This is a genomic window from Enorma sp., assembly GCF_982429025.1.
Genome location: NZ_CEWCAA010000013.1, coordinates 1 through 16,473 on the forward strand (window position 1 = coordinate 1; position 16,473 = coordinate 16,473).

A 16,473-nucleotide genomic window follows, 5' to 3' on the forward strand; every position below is an offset into this window, starting at 1 on the left:
CCTTCACCGTCCCCCGTTATAACCGAACGCTTACCGACAGATCGAGTTCGCCCTTCGCAACTTGCCGTATGATTCTCCTATATATGCGCTCCGGCGCACCCTTCCTGCTGCCGAAAACGGGTGGAAGGGGAGTTGCTTCGAAAGGAAGGCTACCTATGGCAGATGTACATGTACTCCTCGATGAGTGGATCGCCAATGTCACGGATGACGAGCTACTCACCGAGCTCAAGGCAATGAAGGAAGCGGGGGACGAAAACTCTATCACCGACGCGTTCTTCCAGGACCTCGAGTTCGGCACGGCAGGCCTGCGCGGCACGCTTGGCGCCGGCACGAACCGCATGAACATCTATACGGTCGGTCGTGCAACCCAGGGCTTTGCGGAGTATCTCGTCAAGAATTTCGAGAACCCCACGGTTGCCATCGCGCGCGACAGCCGCAACAACGGCGAGCTCTTCGTTAAGACCGCGGCCGCCATCTTTGCTGCCAATGGAGTAACCGCCAAGCTCTATCCCAAGATTTCGCCGGTGCCCACGCTCTCTTGGGCTGTGCGCGACCTTGCGTGCTCTGGCGGCGTGTGCGTGACGGCAAGTCACAACCCCGCCCAGTACAACGGCTACAAGGCCTACGGCCCCGATGGATGCCAGATTGCATCCGAGGTCGCCGATGCCATCTCTGCTGCCATCGCTGGTGTGGACATGTGGAACGGCATCAAGTCCATGGACTTTGATGAGGCCGTGGCTGCAGGCAAGATCGAGTGGATCGGCGACGATTGCCTCGAGCGCTACTACGACGCGGTGGTCGATAAGTCCGTTTGCAACCTTACCGAGGAAGAGTCGGCCTCCGCACCGCTCAAGCTCGTGTACACCCCGCTTAACGGCACGGGCCTTATTCCCGTTACGACGGTGCTCAACAAGGTGGGCATCACCGATATCACCGTGGTGCCGGAGCAGAAGGACCCGGATGGCGATTTCCCCACCTGCCCGTATCCCAACCCCGAGATTCGCCAGGCCATGCAGAAGGGCATCGACCTGTGCCAGGAGGTCCACCCCGACCTGCTGCTCGCAACCGACCCGGATGCCGACCGCGTGGGCGTAGCGTGCCAAGACGGCGACGACTACACGCTGCTCACTGGAAACGAGATGGGCGTGCTCCTGCTCGATTACATCTGCAAGATGCGCGCCGCGCGCGGCGAGGACCTTTCCCGCAAGGTTGCGGTGACTACGATCGTGTCTTCCGCCATGGTCGACGCCCTTGCCGATGAGTACGGCTTCGAGCTGCGCCGCTGCCTCACGGGCTTCAAGTACATCGGCGACATCATCACGAGTCTTTCGGATGCGGGCGAGGTCGACCGCTTCATCTTCGGCTTCGAGGAGAGCTACGGCTACCTCTCGGGCGACCATGTGCGCGACAAGGACGCCGTGAACGCCTCCATGCTCATCTGCCAGATGGCGCAGTACTACAAGCTGCAGGGGAAGAACCTCGTCGAGGCCATGCATGATCTCTACGAGAAGTATGGCTATTACCACAACAAGACCGTTTCGCTCTCTTACCCGGGTGCGGATGGCGCTGCCAAGATGGCCGGCATCATGGCCGAGCTCCGTGCCGAGGCTCCCGCCGAGATTGCTGACAGCAAGGTCGAGGCCGTGCTCGATTACAAGGATGGTGTGAACGGCCTCCCCAAGGCGAACGTTATCGAGTTCGATCTTGAGGGCGGCAACAAGGCCATCGTGCGCCCGAGCGGCACCGAGCCGAAGATCAAGCTCTACATCTTTGCCAAGGGCGCGGACGCCCATGCGGCCGACGCGCTTATCGCCGCGATCGAGGAATCGGGCCGCGAGCTGCTTTCGTAGGCACGGCGCATCCGCTTCGAATGTAACGGCACGTTGGTTCGAATGCGGCGCAACAGCGTGATAAGGGCACCTCGCCTTATTTGGCGGGGTGCCCTGTTTTGTGCACGCTTGGGGCGGATTCCTTCAGGTAGCGTTGCGTGTGGCGAGGTGGCGTTGCACGCGGTAAGCTGCCGTTCGTCTTTGCGGGCCTGCTCCCGCTCTTGGTGCGCTCCATGGCTCTAGGAAAACACTGATTATGGGGCACCGAATCAATCCGTCCCGTCAAGGTTTCAACTTTTGGGCGCTTCCTCGCGCAGCGGGCGGGTACAGGCGAGCAAGGCATGGGGAAAAGCCCAGCTCAGAGGGCCGGCACCCTCCCGGCAGCAGCGTGGCTACTCGGACCCTCTGCCCCGAAGTGCCCAAAAGTTGCAATCCCGGTAGCCCTCGAAGACAAATCCAGCGTCTTTCTAGCGGAAGAAGATAAGCCACACGAGAATGGCAACGACCACGATGAGCGCGACGACCAGCACCGCGCGCGTGCGCCTGCGGGCACGGTCTTGCCGCGCCGTGAAAATGGTCTTGCGACCCGATGGAGCCGAGAGGTAGCGGTCTGAATGGAGCACTTGCGGCTCCCCGTCGCCGGGCATCTTGTGGCGTGGATGGGCCGGACCTTGGGGCGCGCCGTTCTGGAGGCCGGTTGGTTGCAGGTACTGCGGGTCGGACGTTGCAACTCCCATATGCTTGCGGCCTGGGGCAGACGTGAAGTTCTGCTGGCGCGCCTCTCCGGCAAAACCAGCCGGCGCCTGGGTACCTTGGCTGCGATAACCTTGCCCCCTTTGGCCAACCGCCTCGTCCAGCCTCGCTCCCCCAGCGGGGTAGGAGCCCGATCGCCGGTACGCCTCGCGCTGGGCGCGCCTTTGGTAGGTTATGCCATCGTCGGTGATGGGGTCTTGGGTGATGTGGGGAACTGTTCGCTGGTAAGGGACGCGGGCGCGCTTCTCGTGGTGCTGATCTGAGGATGGCGCCGATTGGGTGCGGTTGTTCTCGTCCATGTTGTCCCTCGCGTGGCTGTGCGGTGATGGCCCTATTCTATAAGTTCTCTCAGCTAAGAACTGAAATGAGACTAAAAATGGGCGGTGTTTCACGCGAGGTGCAAAATCTGGTGAACTGTTTCGCCGCGATGTCGAGGTGGGCGCTCCGCCAAGGCACTATCCTAGCGACAAATCTAAGTCATATACACTAAGATTTGATGATACTGTGACGCTTAAAAAATCTGATTACGCCTGTTTAGGACCAGGAAGCTCGGGAATAACAAGAGTGTCCAAAGAAGACCCGGAGCAAAGATATCCGGGCAATCACAAAGGAGTGATTGATTATGGCAAGCATGGTTCCGTATCGTTCGGTGTTCGGTATTCGTCCCACGTCGCTCTTCGACGCGCTCGATGACATGATGGATTTCGCCCCGTCTTCCTCCACCCGCGCCTTCCCGATGGATGTCGAGGATAAGGGCGAGGGCTACGAGGTCAAGGCATACCTGGCCGGTGTGAACAAGGATGATATCGACGTCGAGCTCAATGAGGGCCGCCTCTCCATTTCCGTCAAGGTTGAGGAGAAGGAAGAGGACAAGGGTAAGAACTTCCTGCAGAAGGAGTTCACGTCCTTCAGCGCCACGCGTGGCATCTACCTTAAGGACGCCTCGAATGAAGGTCTGTCCGCTCGGTACGCCGACGGCGTGCTGACGGTGACAGTTCCGAAGATCGTTGAGAAGAAGAACGTCACGAAGGTCGCGATCGACTAACGCTTCTGGCGGGGCCGCTCGCTTCTTGATGCTGTTCTCGTCGCTGTGCGGCAGTGGAGAACGGCTTGGAAAATGAGCGGCCCCTTGCGCATGTTGTCGAGATGTAGGTTTTGAGGGTCCCTGGTGGGGAGCTGTTCAGTACGGCTTCCCACCAGGGATTTTTTATACAGACGACAAGCGTTGTCGGGCGACAGGCATTGTCTGGTGAAAGACAGTTATATAGGTGACGGGTGTTTTCGGGCGACATCCGGATGCGCTGGGTGTTTCGGGCAGGTTTTGGACGCTCGCTGCGTCTTCGGGCGACTTTTCGCCGTTTTGGACTGCTGGAGCGTACGAAAGCTGCCCGAAAACGAATGCGGTGTCCCGATTCAGCCCGAGAACGCGGCTGTAACGGCTCCAGCGTCCGGATCCCGCCCGAGAACGCGGCAACGAGCAGCAAGCTTCCGTCTGGCGAGAGTTATCAAATGCTGACCGGTCGGTTCTGGCCGGCGGCGCGGATATGCAGGTTGGGCAACGGGTCTGGCCGCCGCAACGTCGCGGATGATCCGAGCTCGTTGTCGAGTTCCGCGCCGAGTGCTTCAGCAAACGCGCGCACCGCGAGACTCGGTCGGTTGTTCTCCTGCGATATGTGCATGGCAACAAGCTGCTCGGTGTGTGGCCCAATAAGTGAGTGGGCAGCTTCGGCTGCCTGAGCGTTTGAGAGGTGGCCGCGTTCAGAGATGATGCGGTCCTGCAGGTACCGTGGGTAGGAGCCAGTTCTCAACATGGGGACGTCATGGTTGCTCTCAAGTGCCAAAATCCGCACGTCTCCGAGCGCCCGCAGCGCCGCCTCGGTCGCCGTGCCGGTATCGGTCATGATGCCAATGGAATCGTTGCGGCACGAAAAGCGCAGACCGATGGGATTGACCACATCATGCGAGGTAGAAAACGTCTGCACCTCGATCCCCGCTATATCGAGGCATGCTCCCGGCTCGAACAGCGTAAACGGAAGCCCTTCGAGCGTTGCGCGCGCTTGCGGGGTGCCTGAGCTTGCGAACAACGCGCCCGGGAAGCTCTTGCACCAAACGGGAAGGCCCTTCACGTGATCGGAATGCTCGTGCGTGACGATGAGGGCAACCACGCGGGATGCTTCGAGTTCAAGTTCTGCCATGCGCCGCAGGACCTCACGCCGCGAAAACCCGTTGTCGACCATGATGATCCCCTCGGGTCCCTCGATGAGCTCGCAGTTGCCTTTGGAGCCGCTGCCGAGAATATGTAAGCGCAAGGCGTGTGTCATGCTGTCGTCCAATAACCTCAGGTGGTACCCTGAAAACAGGGCTTGTGGTTCGTAGGAGCTGGGTGTTTGTGAGCTATGTGGTTCGTAGACACCGGGTGTTCGTGAACCACGCGAGAGTCTGTAACCCGGTCTAGGGTATCAGGTTTGAGCGACTATTTCTCTGCAGCGTATCGATCGGAGCCATTCTCTATGCCCACGGTATCACAGCGTTTCGTCTCACATCGCGCGGGCGCCGCGTCCGGCCGCGCGCTCGACCCCTCGGCACCCGTCGTGCTCATGGTGTCGGGCGGCGCGGATTCAACGGCGCTTCTGGTCATGGCGTGCACATCGAAGCTCGACATCATGGACGGTCGAGGCCCTGCGCGCATAGCTCGAGAGCGCATCCACGTGCTTCATGTAAACCATCATCTCCGTGGGGAGGCGTCCGACGCAGACGAGGAGCATGTTCGCGGCCTCTGCGAGCGCTATGGGGTTCCCCTCTGTGTGGAACACGCATCGTTCACCGAGCTCAACGGTCAAAATCTCGAAGCCGCCGCACGTGAGGTGCGCTATGCGGCCGCTCGGAGGTACGTCCGCGAGCTCTGCCAAGAGGCGGGGTGCCCTCGCACCGCGGCGCGCGTCGTGACCGCGCACACGGCGAGCGATCGAGCCGAGACGTTCTTCATGAACGCCATCAAGGGCGCGGGCCCCGCGGGGCTCTCGAGCATTCCGCGCCGCAGGAACATCATCGTGCGCCCGCTCATCGACCTCACACATGAGGAGCTTTGCCGGTATCTTGAAGTGGCGGGCATCGCTTGGCGGGAAGACGAGAGCAACCAAGACACATCGTATCTGCGCAATTTTGTACGCCACCGCGTGATTCCCGTGGCGCGCGAACGCAACGAGAGCCTTGCGCGGAACGTGGGGGCGGCGTGCGACATCTTGGGCGACGAAGATGCCTTCATGGCGCATCTCGCCGCTACGGCCCTTCGCTCGTGCACGCGCCGCCAGCAGGAAGGCCTTGTGGTGCTGGATGCCGCGCGCGTGGCCGCGGCAGAGGTTGCCATAGCTCGCCGCATGGTTCGTCTTGCGGTAAAACAGCTCGATGCTGAGGCACGGCTCGAGATGCGCCATGTTGAGAGTATCCTTCGCTGCGTCGCGGCGGGCGAGGGGTCCCTCACGCTGCCGGGCAATATCGACGCGCGCATCGAGTTCGGCACGCTCGCCCTGCGCACGGCATCTGCCCGCGAGCATCTAGTGGCGGGCTGGATCGCGGTGCCCGGCCGGATGCCCCTCGCGAACGGCGCGGTGCTCGAGGCGTCGCTCGAACGCATCCCTGCCGGAACCGACGCCGTCGCCCTCGCGCGCGAGGCGGCGGCCTCCTCGCCAGCTGGTGGTTCCGTGGCCTATGTTGATGCGGCGGCGCTGGGCTACGCTGAGCGCGACCTGGTGCGACTCAAGGAATCGGGAAGCTCCCTTCCGGCGGAGTCCCTCGGCGCGCGCCTCTGGGTCGATGCCCCCGCACCCGGTGATCTTCTCTGCCCGCTGGGCATGCATGGCCGCAGCAAGAAGCTGTCTGACCTTTTGGGTGAGGAACAGGTTCCCGTGGCGGAGCGCCCGCTCGTGCCGGTCGTGCGCACGGCTCCGGGGGGTTCCGTTGTGTGGGTTGGCGGAATTCGCCTCGATGACCGCTTTAAGTGCACGGCCGCCAGTAAAGTGCTGGTAAAATTGGTCATTCACCCCCAGGATCTCGCGTTATGAAAACTGGGTGTTGGGTAAGCTGCGTATCACGGCAACATGTGCAGGAGGTTTTTATATGATCGAGCAGGGCGCTATGCATCCGGATATCGAGCAGGTGCTGTTCACGGAAGAGGATATCGCGGCTATGGTCAAGCGCATGGGCGCAGAGATCTCCCACGACTACCAGGGTAAAGACCTGGTGCTTATCGCCGTCCTGCGTGGCGCCGTCGTCTTCATGGGCGACCTTATGCGCTCTATCGACGTACCGCTCGCCATCGACTTCATGGCCGTCTCAAGCTATGGCGATAAAGCCAAGAGCTCGGGCGTGGTGCGCATCGTTAAAGACCTGGACATGGATATCAAGGGGCGTGACGTGCTCATCGTGGAGGACATCCTGGACTCCGGCCTCACGCTCAAGTACCTCATGAAGAACCTGAGCAGCCGTAACCCCGCGTCCATCGAGGTGGCAACCTTCCTGTGGAAGGACGTGGAGGGCAAGCAGGCTGCAATCAACCCCAAGTACGTGGGCACCCATTGCCCGGATGCGTTCGTGGTGGGGTACGGCCTCGATTTTGCCGAGCGCTATCGCAACCTCCCCTATGTGGGGATTCTCAAGCCGGAGGTTTATTCGTAATATGACCCGTCGTGTTCTAAGCGCAACGATTGAGGATGAGCGAGCCTGCGGGCTCGCTCTCGCTGCTGATGGCGGTGGCTCAGGCAATCGCGATCAGCAGGATGACGCGCCCCGCCCCGAAGCGCCGGATTCGCCCGGCTCGTCGTTTGACGATCCGTTCCAGCTGGGGCTCGGGCGTTCTGGTGGGTCGGGCGACGGATCGGGCCGTCCCGGTGGCGGTCCCGGTAGGCGCGGGCCGTCCCGCGTGTCGTGGCTCTATATCCTGCTTGTGTGCGGTCTTCTCGCCTATGTCATCTTCAGCATGAACGGTGGCTTTGGTGCGCAGAGCCCCACCGACGAGCTCGCTACGAGCGAGTTCGTGACCGCGGTCGAAGAGGGGCGCGTTGCCAACGTGACCTACACCGTGGCCGATGGCAGCCTGGCCGGTGAGTACTGGACGCGTTCTGAGGACATTGGCAAGAACGCGGCGCTTAAGCACTTTACCTCTACCTACGTGGGCTCCGATGCGCTTGCCGACCTCATGGCCGGCCGCCCGAGCACCGTCTACATCGTCAACACCAACGATCCCAACGCGATCATGGACTTTCTCATCAGCGTGGTCCCAACGGTGATCTTGGTGCTCATCATGCTGTACTTCATGCGCCAGATGATGGGCGCCAACAGCAAGACCATGCAGTTTGGCAAGACGAACGCCAAGATGAACGAGGCTACTCGCCCCAAGGTCAAGTTCGCCGATGTGGCGGGTATCGACGAGGCGGTCGAGGAGCTCGAGGAGGTCCGCGACTTCCTGGCAGATCCCGAGCGCTACCGTAAGCTTGGCGCGAAGATCCCGCGCGGCGTCCTGCTCGTGGGCCCCCCGGGTACGGGCAAGACGTTGCTGGCCAAGGCCGTTGCCGGCGAGGCCGGGGTACCGTTCTTCAGCATCAGCGGTTCCGATTTCGTTGAGATGTTCGTTGGCGTGGGCGCAAGCCGCGTGCGCGACCTCTTCTCCAAGGCGAAGGAACAGGCTCCGAGCATCATCTTCATTGACGAGATCGATGCCGTTGGACGCCAGCGCGGAGCAGGCCTGGGCGGCGGGCATGACGAGCGCGAGCAAACGTTGAACCAGCTGCTCGTGGAGATGGACGGCTTCGAGGAGAACGAGAGCGTGATCCTCATCGCTGCGACCAACCGCCCGGATATTCTTGACCCGGCGTTGCTGCGCCCCGGCCGCTTCGATCGGCAGATTACCGTGGACCGCCCGGACGTGAAGGGCCGCGAGCAGATTCTTCGGGTGCACTCCGCCAACAAGCCGCTTGCAGACGACGTGCGCTTCGATAAGCTCGCCCAGCTCACCGTGGGATTCACCGGCGCCGACCTTGCGAACCTCATGAACGAGGCCGCGCTGCTTACCGCCCGCCGCCACCGCGGGCGCATCAGCATGGACGAGGTCGAGGAGTCTATGGAGCGCGTGATCGCTGGTCCCGAGCGCAAGGCCCGGGTCATGACCGAGACCGAGCGCACGACCATCGCGTTCCACGAGAGCGGCCATGCCCTTGTGGGGCACGTGCTCGAGCACTCCGACCCGGTCCACAAGATTACGATCATCCCGCGTGGCCAGGCACTTGGCTACACCATGCAGCTACCCACTGAGGACCATTTCCTCAAGACCAAGAACGAGATGCTTGACGAGCTCGCGGTGTTCCTGGGCGGTCGTGTGGCCGAAGAGCTCATGTGCGACGACATCACCTCCGGTGCGTCGAACGACCTCGAGCGCGCAACCAAGATGGCACGCGAGATGGTCACGCGCTTGGGTATGAGCGAGGCGCTCGGAACGCAGGTCTTTGGCGAAGCGCAGCATCAGGTCTTCCTGGGGCGCGATTACGCCGACCACCAGGATTACTCTGAGGAGACCGCGCGCCGTATCGATACCGAGGTGCAGCGCATCATGCGTGAGGCGCACGAGCGTGCGGAGAAGATTCTGCGCGAGCGCTCCGACCAGCTCAAGCTCATGGCCAACGTGCTCCTGGAGCGCGAGACCGTTGAGGGCGACGCCGTTGAGGCGCTGCTTGATAACACCTGGTATGAATTCCTGGCCAAGGAGCAGGCTGGCGGTAAGGATGACTCCAAGCCCGGCGATCGCCGCAAGCCGCGCATGAGCGATGAGGAGCTTGCGGAAGACGCCGCTCGCTTCGCCGCAGAGGCCGTCGCTGCCGATTCCCACTCGGAGGGGGATCAAGACTAAGCGATTTCCGCCCGATCAAGACGGATTTGACGGTAGATTGAATGGCATAAGACGCCCGCGCTCGACTCCGAGTGCGGGCGTTTTTCGTAAAGAGATTGATTTCTGGCTAACTTTGTCGATTTATTGCGCTCAGGCGCCTGGGCTTTCTGGCGGAGGGGCGCTGGGTCCTACATTTAGCTATAAAAACATGCGAAAAGAGTGAGTAACGGAGCGCGGATATGACCAACGAGGTCGCCTAGACGCAGAACAGTCGAAGCTCATCGCCAGAAATCGACAAAGTTAGCCAGAAACCCGGCATTCGTTGCGAAAACGCTTTCACCGTGCGGGCCGGCGCGGCTATTCCATCGAGTTGGTGAGCGAATATGCCGAGCGTTTGCACGGAGCACGGTGTTGAGCGAATATGTCGAGCGAATGCGCTGAGCGTTTGCGCGAACGGTTCCGCTGGGCGATTGCAAGGAGCGCTGCGCCGAGCGTTTGTGCGTAACGATTGCATGGAGCGTCTGCGCCCGCCGCGTCTTTGCCGTGTGCAACGCTCCATGGCTGTTGCACGAAGCTGCCCCGCACCATCTACCGGCGCCATCTGCCAGCAGCATTTGGCTGCTCGCATTGATCGGCACCGCGCTCTGGAGCGTTCTGGCTCCGAGGGCCGTGCATCTTGCCGTATCATGGACCACAAGACGGTGCGCGGCATGGCTGCGCCGATATGAGGAGCAATCATGATTAACGATACGATGTATGCTCGCGGTGCCGAGAGCTCGGTGATTCGCGAGATTTTCACGTACGCCAACGAGCGCAAGGCACAGATTGGCGCTGAGAATGTGTTCGATTTCAGCCTGGGTAACCCCAGCGTGCCCGCCCCCGACGAGGTGAGGCAGAGCATCGAGCGTTCGCTCAAGCTCTCGCCCGAGCAGGTGCACGGGTACACGCCCGCGCCGGGCGCACCCGAGGTTCGCACCGCCGTGGCGGAATCGCTCAACCGTCGTTTTGGGACGAACTACACCATGGCCGATGTGTTCATGACGGTCGGCGCCGCCGCCTCGGTGTCCTGCACGCTTGGAGCGGTCACGTGCCCCGGCGATGAGGTTATCGTCATCGCGCCGTATTTCCCGGAATACCGCGTGTGGATCGAAACGGCTGGTGCCGTCTGCATCGAGGTCTTAGCCGATCAGGAAACGTTCCAGGTCGACCCCGAGGCGGTCGCCGCCGCCATCACCGACCGTACCGCGGCGGTTATCATCGACTCACCCAATAACCCAACGGGCGCGGTCTATACCAGGGAGAACCTGGAGAAACTCGCGGATGTCCTCGAGCGCGCGAACGCGGAGCGCGAGGCACGCCTGGGCCATCCTCAGCCCATCGTACTCATTTCAGACGAGCCCTACCGCGAGATCACCTATGGCGCCGAGGTTCCCTGGGTGCCGTCGCTCTACGAGCACACGGTTGTGTGCTATTCGTACAGCAAATCGCTCTCGCTTCCTGGAGAGCGCGTGGGCTGGGTGCTCGTGCCGCAGGTGAGCGAGGGCGCGCGCCGGGTCATGACGGCCGTTGCCGGAACGGCCCGGTCGCTCGGGTTCGTATGCGCGCCGTCGCTCTTCCAGCGCGTGGTCATGGATTGTGTGGACGTTCCGTCGGATGTTGCGGCATACGCTCGCAATCGTGACCTGCTCACCCAGGCGCTCTCGCAGATGGGGTATACCTATGTGGAGCCAGGCGGTGCCTTCTACCTGTGGGTCCGTGCCCTTGAGCCCGATGCCGAGGCGTTCTGCGAACGCGCTCGGGCCTACGAGCTCTTGCCGGTGCCCTCCAACAGCTTCGGCGTTGAGGGATGGGTGCGCGTGGGGTATTGCGTGGCGCCCGAGGTTATCGAGCGTTCGCTTCCCGCATGGAAGCGTCTTGCTGAAGACTACGGCCTGTAGGCTTCGTCTTCGGCTGAGCGCATTGCCGCCGCGCGGCCCTGCGCCGGGCTTCTCGGTGTTCAACGGCTGCGGCGCGCCGGAATCGCGCTTGTTGCAGATGGTTCGCATTTAAGGAGCATCTCATGACATACGAGATCAAATCGGATATTCATACCCATACGATGTTCTCTCGGCATGCATATTCGACCATTGCGGAGAACGTCGCGGCGGCGCGCGCCGCAGGGCTCGAGCTCTTGGGGTCTGCCGATCATTTCAGCTGCATGCTCTTTCCCGAGCAGCATATCCGCAACTTCCAATACTTCGTGAATCAGACCGTGTGGCCGCGCATTTGGGACGGGGTCATGCTCCTACGCGCTGCGGAGGTCGATATCGTCTCGCTTGAGGGCGGGCTGTTCGGGCAAGATATCGCCTGTCCGGCAAGCATCACCGGCAGGCCGTACAAGCAGGACAAGAGCCTGTTCGAGCGTGTAACGAGCAATCTCGATTATCTCGTGGCGAGCGTTCACGATACGCGGTTCACCGAAGATGTCTCCGGGGCACAGACGACTGGCATGTACATTCGAGCGCTTGAGCAGCCGAAGGTGCTGGTACTGGGGCATACGGGGCGTTCCGGCGTGCCGTTCGATGTTGATGAGGTGCTCACCGTTGCGAAGGAGCGCCATAAGCTCATCGAGGTCAACGAGCACAGCCTCGAGGGCGATCACAAGGGCGACACGCACGATGCCTGCCGCCGCATAGCCGAGCGCTGCGCGGAGCTCGGCGTGGGCATATCGGTTTCCAGCGATGCTCACATCGCCTCGGATATCGGCAAATATCCCCAGGTGAGCGCCATGCTCGAGGAGATTCATTTCCCGAGGGAGCTCATCATGAACCGCGATCGCGCCTCGATGCTTACCGCACTTGCCGATGCGGGCATCTGCGACCTGCGGAATCTTCTTGCTCGCGAAGGGTAGATCATGGCGCTCGGGCGGTGTCATATGGTGTCTGCGGTACGGGCGGGGTTGAGCCGCCTACCGTTCGTGGTGCTGCTCGTGCTCGCCATCATGGCTCTGAGCTTTGTGTTCATGATGCTCTGTCGCTACGAGCAGAACCGCCGCAACGCCGGGGGAGCGGGTTCGCCGCAAAGCTCCGCGGTTGCCTATGGCGAGGAGCTTCCCGCGACGGGGCGCTTTACCAAGAGCATCACCTATACCTGCATCGACGCGCCCGGCCGCGAGACGGTGTCGCCCGTTGTCTGGGATGACAGCTGGTTCTTCGGCGACATGCGCACCTACAACCACGACCTCGCAAGGGCCTCGTCGGTTCTCGCTGCTCTGGCGTATTCCGAATCTTCTCATTACCAAGAAAGCTATCAAACGCCGCCATATATGGAGAATGCCCTGGCCGAGCTGGGCTTCGACGAGGTTTCCACAGCCTCGTACGAGTATCGTAGCGAGGTAATGGACCAGATGCTCAATCTGGTGACGCAGCGAGAGGATACCGTCGCCTACACTCTGGCGCGCAAGCGCGTAACGGGAGCCGATGGGTCCACCCGCTCGGTCATCCTTGTCTCGGTGCGTGGCAGCTATGGATCGGAATGGCTGAGCAACCTAAAAATCGAGGGCGTTTCTCCCGAAGGCGAGGCGGCCCTTTCCGAGGATCAAGAAACGCGGTACGACCACTCCGGGTATGTAGAGGCGGCGAGCGAGGTGAGCCAGGCGGTCGCTCCCTGGGTGCGCGAAAGCCATAGGCGCGGAGACCAGGTGACCCTGTTGCTCGTTGGGCACAGTCGCGGCGGGGCGATCGCGAACCTCGTTGCCGCCCAAGCGGACGACGAGCTTGCTGCGCTGGCAGAGGGCGCCCAGCCCCGGGATGGGCTCGAGCTGGCGGCGGGCGATGCGGTTGCAGGGTACACCTTCGCGTCGCCCGGATGTACCACGAGCGCCCACGCCCACGCCGCGCGCTACGGCAACATCTTCAATATCGCGAACCCGGCGGACCTTATGCCCGCGCTCCCTCTGGCGTCTTGGGGGTATGCACGCTACGGGGTCGACATGAACTTGCCTTCGATGGGCGAGGAGGGGTTCGATACCCAGTTTTCATCGATGAGCAGCGCCTACACCGAGCTTACCGGCGGGGAGGACCCCTATGACCCCGAGGCGGCTCAGGCCGTGCGGTCGGTGGTGAGCGAGGTTGGCGCCGAGGTTGGTTCGGTCGACGAGCTGGTTACCCCGGGAGGGATTGCCTCTGTTGCCCAGGCGTGCGCACGGCATATCGATCCCACGCGCATCTTGTGCGGACACTATCCGAGCGTCTACATCAGCTGGATGTATACCATCGAGGCGGACGATCTGACTTTAAGCTAAGCGGTCTACCTGCGCGGATGGGGCACCCGTTTAGGTGAGACGATTTATTGGTGATCCGTTTGAGCTTCTCGCCCCTCTTGGTCGCAAAGCGCGCTAGGAGCGTTCGAGAACCGCGACGGTTTCCGTGTGCTCGGTGTGCGGGAACATGTCGACCGGCGTAAGGCGGGTAAGGCGATAGCCCGCCGCGCCAAGCACTTCTAGGTCACGTACCTGGGTGATGGGGTTGCAGCTGATGTATATGATACGCCGAGGCCCCAAGGCGGCTGCCGCCTGCAAAAAGGCGAGAGTTGACCCTGCACGTGGCGGATCGAGCACCAGCACGTCAACATGTTCGTGTTCGCTCGCGGCACGGCGCAGGTACGCCGTGGCATCCTCGGCAATAAACGTCGAGGTGTCTGCAAGGCCATTGCGCTCAGCGTTGCGCTGCGCGTCGGCAATGCCCGCCGCATTGCGCTCCACGCCCACCAGGTGCACCGTTTTCCCTGCGTCGGCTGCTGCGCGCGCCGCGCACAGGCCAATGGTGCCGCTTCCGCAGTAGGCATCAAGCAGCACATCGCCCGTGGTAAGGTTCATGCCGTCAATGGCAAGCTGGTAGAGCACCTCGGTCTGCTGCGGATTAGTCTGGTAAAACGCAGTGGGCGAGATTTCAAACGTGCAGCTCAACAGCTTGTCCTGCATGTGGTCCGCGCCCCAGAGCGTGTGGGTCTCGGTGCCCAGCATGGCGTTGCCGGGTCGTCCGTTGATGTTTTGCGCCACGCCCACAATGCGTTGATCAAGCTGGGCGAGCTCCTGCGCGACCTCTTCAAGGTGGGGGATGTTGCGCTGGGCGGTAACGATGGTGAGCAGCGCCTCACGGGTGCGCCAGCCCATGCGCAACACGGCGTAGCGCAAAAGTCCCTGACGGGCATCTTCGTCGTAGGCACTGATGCCGTGGCGTTCGGCCACCCGTGCTGCGCCGTTGAGGATGTCGCGTGCGCCGTGCGCCTCGACTGCGCATGCGGCTGCAGCCACGATGCGGTGGGTGCCGCGTGCATAAAAGCCGCAGCGTACCGACCCGTGTGGGCCGGGAGCAAAGGGCGTTGCAGCCTTATAGCGAAACGCGCGCGGCGCGGGAGCTTTGCCGGTCTCGCCCGCGATGGCGCCCATACCGCGTACGGGGTCAACGCCGCAATCCCATCCCATGCGGTCAAAGAGGGGAGCAAAGAACTCTTCCATAGCCGCTTGCTTTCGTACCAGCTGCTTGCGGTAGGGCATGCCGAGCCACGCGCACCCGCCGCATGCATGCATGATGGGGCATGGTCCGGCAGCGGCTTTCTTGGCGCGCCGCGCCTGCGTGTTGCTTTGCTGCGATGGCGAGGTGTTGTTGCGATGTGCTGTTGAGCGCATGCGTGCCATGTCTCCTCCTCTGTTGATGCTGCGCTAAGTATAGGCGAGCGGGCAAAGCCGGGAAATGTTGCAATTGCGAGCTTCCCGCGTCGCGGGGTAAGAGGTAGATAAGGTGCTCGGGTGCGTGTCGGCTGGGAACGGCGTGTGCCCGGCCGCCGCTCGATGGCGGATGCCGCTCGGCGAAACGATGGGTGCTGTCTAAAAATCGTCGTTTCGCGCTTCTGTTTCCTGCGCGCGACTTACTATGTATGCAGGGGAAGGAGTGCCAAGCATGCCATTTGCGATCAATATGACACAAACGTGGACATCATTGCCGCGCGTTCGCAAATGCTTGCGGGGGGGGGGGACTCATAATTTCCCATTGAGCCGCAACGGCTTGGGGACGGTGTGGACACGGGGAGCCGTGCGTCGCAATTGTCCCAAAATAATTGCATTGTGTATGAGAACGTTGCTACTGTGCCGGCAGGTGCAGTTGCATGATGGCGCACTTGCGAGCGTCTATGGGGCCTTTCTGCAGATAAACGAATGTAAGAGCAGGAATGCTTGTGACAACGCATTAATTTACTCCTGAGGAACGCGCCTGCTTGGAATCGTTGCCGGCGGTCGCGGCGGTGCGATTTATTACGCGCCCGCATTTCGCGACCAGTGCATGGAACGGTATTATGCCGGCGAGTCGCCCGCAGCTATTTTTTCGCGAGGCAGGGCTCGATCCGTCCCTCATTGGCTATAAGCGCATCGAGCGGTCTATTGCGCGCTGGCGTCATCCTGGAAACTCCGCACCCGCGGGGGTGGAATCCTCGCATGTAGCGGCGGATCATCGCGCCGTGCGGCAGGAAAACCGTGTGCTCCGCAGTAAGGTGGCCGCGCTTGAAGGACTGGTGAAGCTCGCCAATGCGCGCAGCAACGCAGTGGTGCGCAAGGGCCGCCGGTTTGAGCTCATCGAGCGCGTGCGCGAAAGCGTGCCGGACTTTTCGGTTTCCGTTGCATGCAAAACGCTTGGCGTTTCAGAAGGTGGCTACTACCGTTGGCGCTCAACAAAAGAGTAGGCGAGCGGCCGCTCCAGCCTGTCCTTGCCACCATGCGCGCCGTGCCGGCGTCGTTCGTCTTGAGCGCCCTGGTTCCGTTTAGGGCCCCGCATATCCAAGTTCGGGCAGATTTCACGTTTATAACGCCTCGTCAGGGTGCTTATATACGTGAAATCTGCCCGAACGTTCAAGTCAAGCGATTGTGCGCACGTGAATTCCGCTCAAGCTTGCATGGCCGGTGGTGTCGCGAGAATGAAATTCGGTTGCGGGTGCGGTGTCAGCGGCATCTCGGACGTTCGATGCGGCTTGGGCTGGAGCCCC

The 16,473-nt window shown here is 61.7% G+C and carries 12 protein-coding genes; 9 read left to right on the forward strand and 3 right to left on the reverse strand.

What is annotated here, in order from left to right:
- The first annotated feature begins 155 nt into the window (after positions 1 to 155).
- Entirely contained in the window at positions 156 to 1,850 is a 1,695-nt protein-coding gene (locus tag AC1VS5_RS03690) for a phospho-sugar mutase (protein WP_481217726.1), read from the forward strand.
- A 446-nt stretch (positions 1,851 to 2,296) separates the two neighbouring features.
- Here AC1VS5_RS03690 and AC1VS5_RS03695 read toward each other — a convergent pair whose 3' ends face one another.
- Positions 2,297 to 2,881: a hypothetical protein gene (locus AC1VS5_RS03695; RefSeq protein ID WP_481217727.1), complete on the reverse strand. Its 585-nt coding sequence runs from the start codon at positions 2,879 to 2,881 to the stop codon at positions 2,297 to 2,299.
- A 323-nt stretch (positions 2,882 to 3,204) separates the two neighbouring features.
- On the opposite strand from AC1VS5_RS03695, the gene AC1VS5_RS03700 reads away from it, so the two are divergent.
- Complete coding sequence (locus AC1VS5_RS03700) at positions 3,205 to 3,627, forward strand: Hsp20/alpha crystallin family protein (RefSeq protein WP_022349772.1); 423 nt, start codon at positions 3,205 to 3,207, stop codon at positions 3,625 to 3,627.
- 460 nt (positions 3,628 to 4,087) lie between these two features.
- Here the strand turns inward: AC1VS5_RS03700 and AC1VS5_RS03705 are convergent, their stop codons facing one another.
- The gene (locus tag AC1VS5_RS03705) at positions 4,088 to 4,903 is read right to left on the reverse strand and encodes an MBL fold metallo-hydrolase (RefSeq protein WP_481217728.1); all 816 of its coding nucleotides are present in this window, start codon (positions 4,901 to 4,903) and stop codon (positions 4,088 to 4,090) included.
- Between the two features lie 189 nt (positions 4,904 to 5,092).
- On the opposite strand from AC1VS5_RS03705, the gene tilS reads away from it, so the two are divergent.
- The 6 genes from tilS to AC1VS5_RS03735 all read left to right on the forward strand — a co-directional run bounded on the left by tilS (position 5,093) and on the right by AC1VS5_RS03735 (position 13,741).
- On the forward strand, positions 5,093 to 6,643 hold the full coding sequence (gene tilS, locus AC1VS5_RS03710) for a tRNA lysidine(34) synthetase TilS (protein WP_481217729.1): 1,551 nt from the start codon (positions 5,093 to 5,095) through the stop codon (positions 6,641 to 6,643).
- Between the two features lie 55 nt (positions 6,644 to 6,698).
- The gene (gene hpt, locus AC1VS5_RS03715) at positions 6,699 to 7,256 is read left to right on the forward strand and encodes a hypoxanthine phosphoribosyltransferase (protein ID WP_022349777.1); all 558 of its coding nucleotides are present in this window, start codon (positions 6,699 to 6,701) and stop codon (positions 7,254 to 7,256) included.
- 1 nt (position 7,257) lies between these two features.
- The gene (gene ftsH / locus AC1VS5_RS03720) at positions 7,258 to 9,480 is read left to right on the forward strand and encodes an ATP-dependent zinc metalloprotease FtsH (protein ID WP_481217730.1); all 2,223 of its coding nucleotides are present in this window, start codon (positions 7,258 to 7,260) and stop codon (positions 9,478 to 9,480) included.
- A 716-nt stretch (positions 9,481 to 10,196) separates the two neighbouring features.
- Positions 10,197 to 11,396, forward strand: a complete 1,200-nt coding sequence (locus tag AC1VS5_RS03725; RefSeq protein WP_481217731.1) for a pyridoxal phosphate-dependent aminotransferase — start codon at positions 10,197 to 10,199, stop codon at positions 11,394 to 11,396.
- Between the two features lie 122 nt (positions 11,397 to 11,518).
- Positions 11,519 to 12,349, forward strand: a complete 831-nt coding sequence (locus tag AC1VS5_RS03730) for a PHP domain-containing protein (RefSeq protein ID WP_481217732.1) — start codon at positions 11,519 to 11,521, stop codon at positions 12,347 to 12,349.
- Between the two features lie 3 nt (positions 12,350 to 12,352).
- A complete protein-coding gene (locus AC1VS5_RS03735) occupies positions 12,353 to 13,741 on the forward strand; it encodes a lipase family protein (RefSeq protein ID WP_481217733.1) in 1,389 nt (462 codons plus the stop codon).
- 93 nt (positions 13,742 to 13,834) lie between these two features.
- On the opposite strand, the gene rlmD is transcribed toward AC1VS5_RS03735, so the two are convergent.
- Positions 13,835 to 15,136 carry a 23S rRNA (uracil(1939)-C(5))-methyltransferase RlmD gene (rlmD, locus tag AC1VS5_RS03740; RefSeq protein WP_481217734.1) on the reverse strand — a complete coding sequence of 434 codons (1,302 nt, stop codon included), beginning with the start codon at positions 15,134 to 15,136 and terminating at the stop codon, positions 13,835 to 13,837.
- Positions 15,137 to 15,711: 575 nt separating this feature from the next.
- Between rlmD and AC1VS5_RS03745 the strand changes: the two genes are divergently transcribed.
- The gene (locus tag AC1VS5_RS03745) at positions 15,712 to 16,173 is read left to right on the forward strand and encodes a hypothetical protein (RefSeq protein ID WP_481217735.1); all 462 of its coding nucleotides are present in this window, start codon (positions 15,712 to 15,714) and stop codon (positions 16,171 to 16,173) included.
- The last annotated feature ends 300 nt before the right edge of the window (positions 16,174 to 16,473 follow it).

Excerpts from the sequence above, each read along its gene's own strand:
- hpt (WP_022349777.1), top strand. The coding sequence starts at position 6,699 with ATGATCGAGCAGGGCGCTATGCATCCGGATATCGAGCAGGTGCTGTTC.
- ftsH (WP_481217730.1), top strand. The coding sequence starts at position 7,258 with ATGACCCGTCGTGTTCTAAGCGCAACGATTGAGGATGAGCGAGCCTGC.
- AC1VS5_RS03700 (WP_022349772.1), top strand. The coding sequence starts at position 3,205 with ATGGCAAGCATGGTTCCGTATCGTTCGGTGTTCGGTATTCGTCCCACG.
- tilS (WP_481217729.1), top strand. The coding sequence starts at position 5,093 with ATGCCCACGGTATCACAGCGTTTCGTCTCACATCGCGCGGGCGCCGCG.
- AC1VS5_RS03695 (WP_481217727.1), bottom strand. The coding sequence starts at position 2,881 with ATGGACGAGAACAACCGCACCCAATCGGCGCCATCCTCAGATCAGCAC.
- AC1VS5_RS03705 (WP_481217728.1), bottom strand. The coding sequence starts at position 4,903 with ATGACACACGCCTTGCGCTTACATATTCTCGGCAGCGGCTCCAAAGGC.
- AC1VS5_RS03690 (WP_481217726.1), top strand. The coding sequence starts at position 156 with ATGGCAGATGTACATGTACTCCTCGATGAGTGGATCGCCAATGTCACG.
- rlmD (WP_481217734.1), bottom strand. The coding sequence starts at position 15,136 with ATGGCACGCATGCGCTCAACAGCACATCGCAACAACACCTCGCCATCG.
- AC1VS5_RS03735 (WP_481217733.1), top strand. The coding sequence starts at position 12,353 with ATGGCGCTCGGGCGGTGTCATATGGTGTCTGCGGTACGGGCGGGGTTG.
- AC1VS5_RS03730 (WP_481217732.1), top strand. The coding sequence starts at position 11,519 with ATGACATACGAGATCAAATCGGATATTCATACCCATACGATGTTCTCT.
- AC1VS5_RS03725 (WP_481217731.1), top strand. The coding sequence starts at position 10,197 with ATGATTAACGATACGATGTATGCTCGCGGTGCCGAGAGCTCGGTGATT.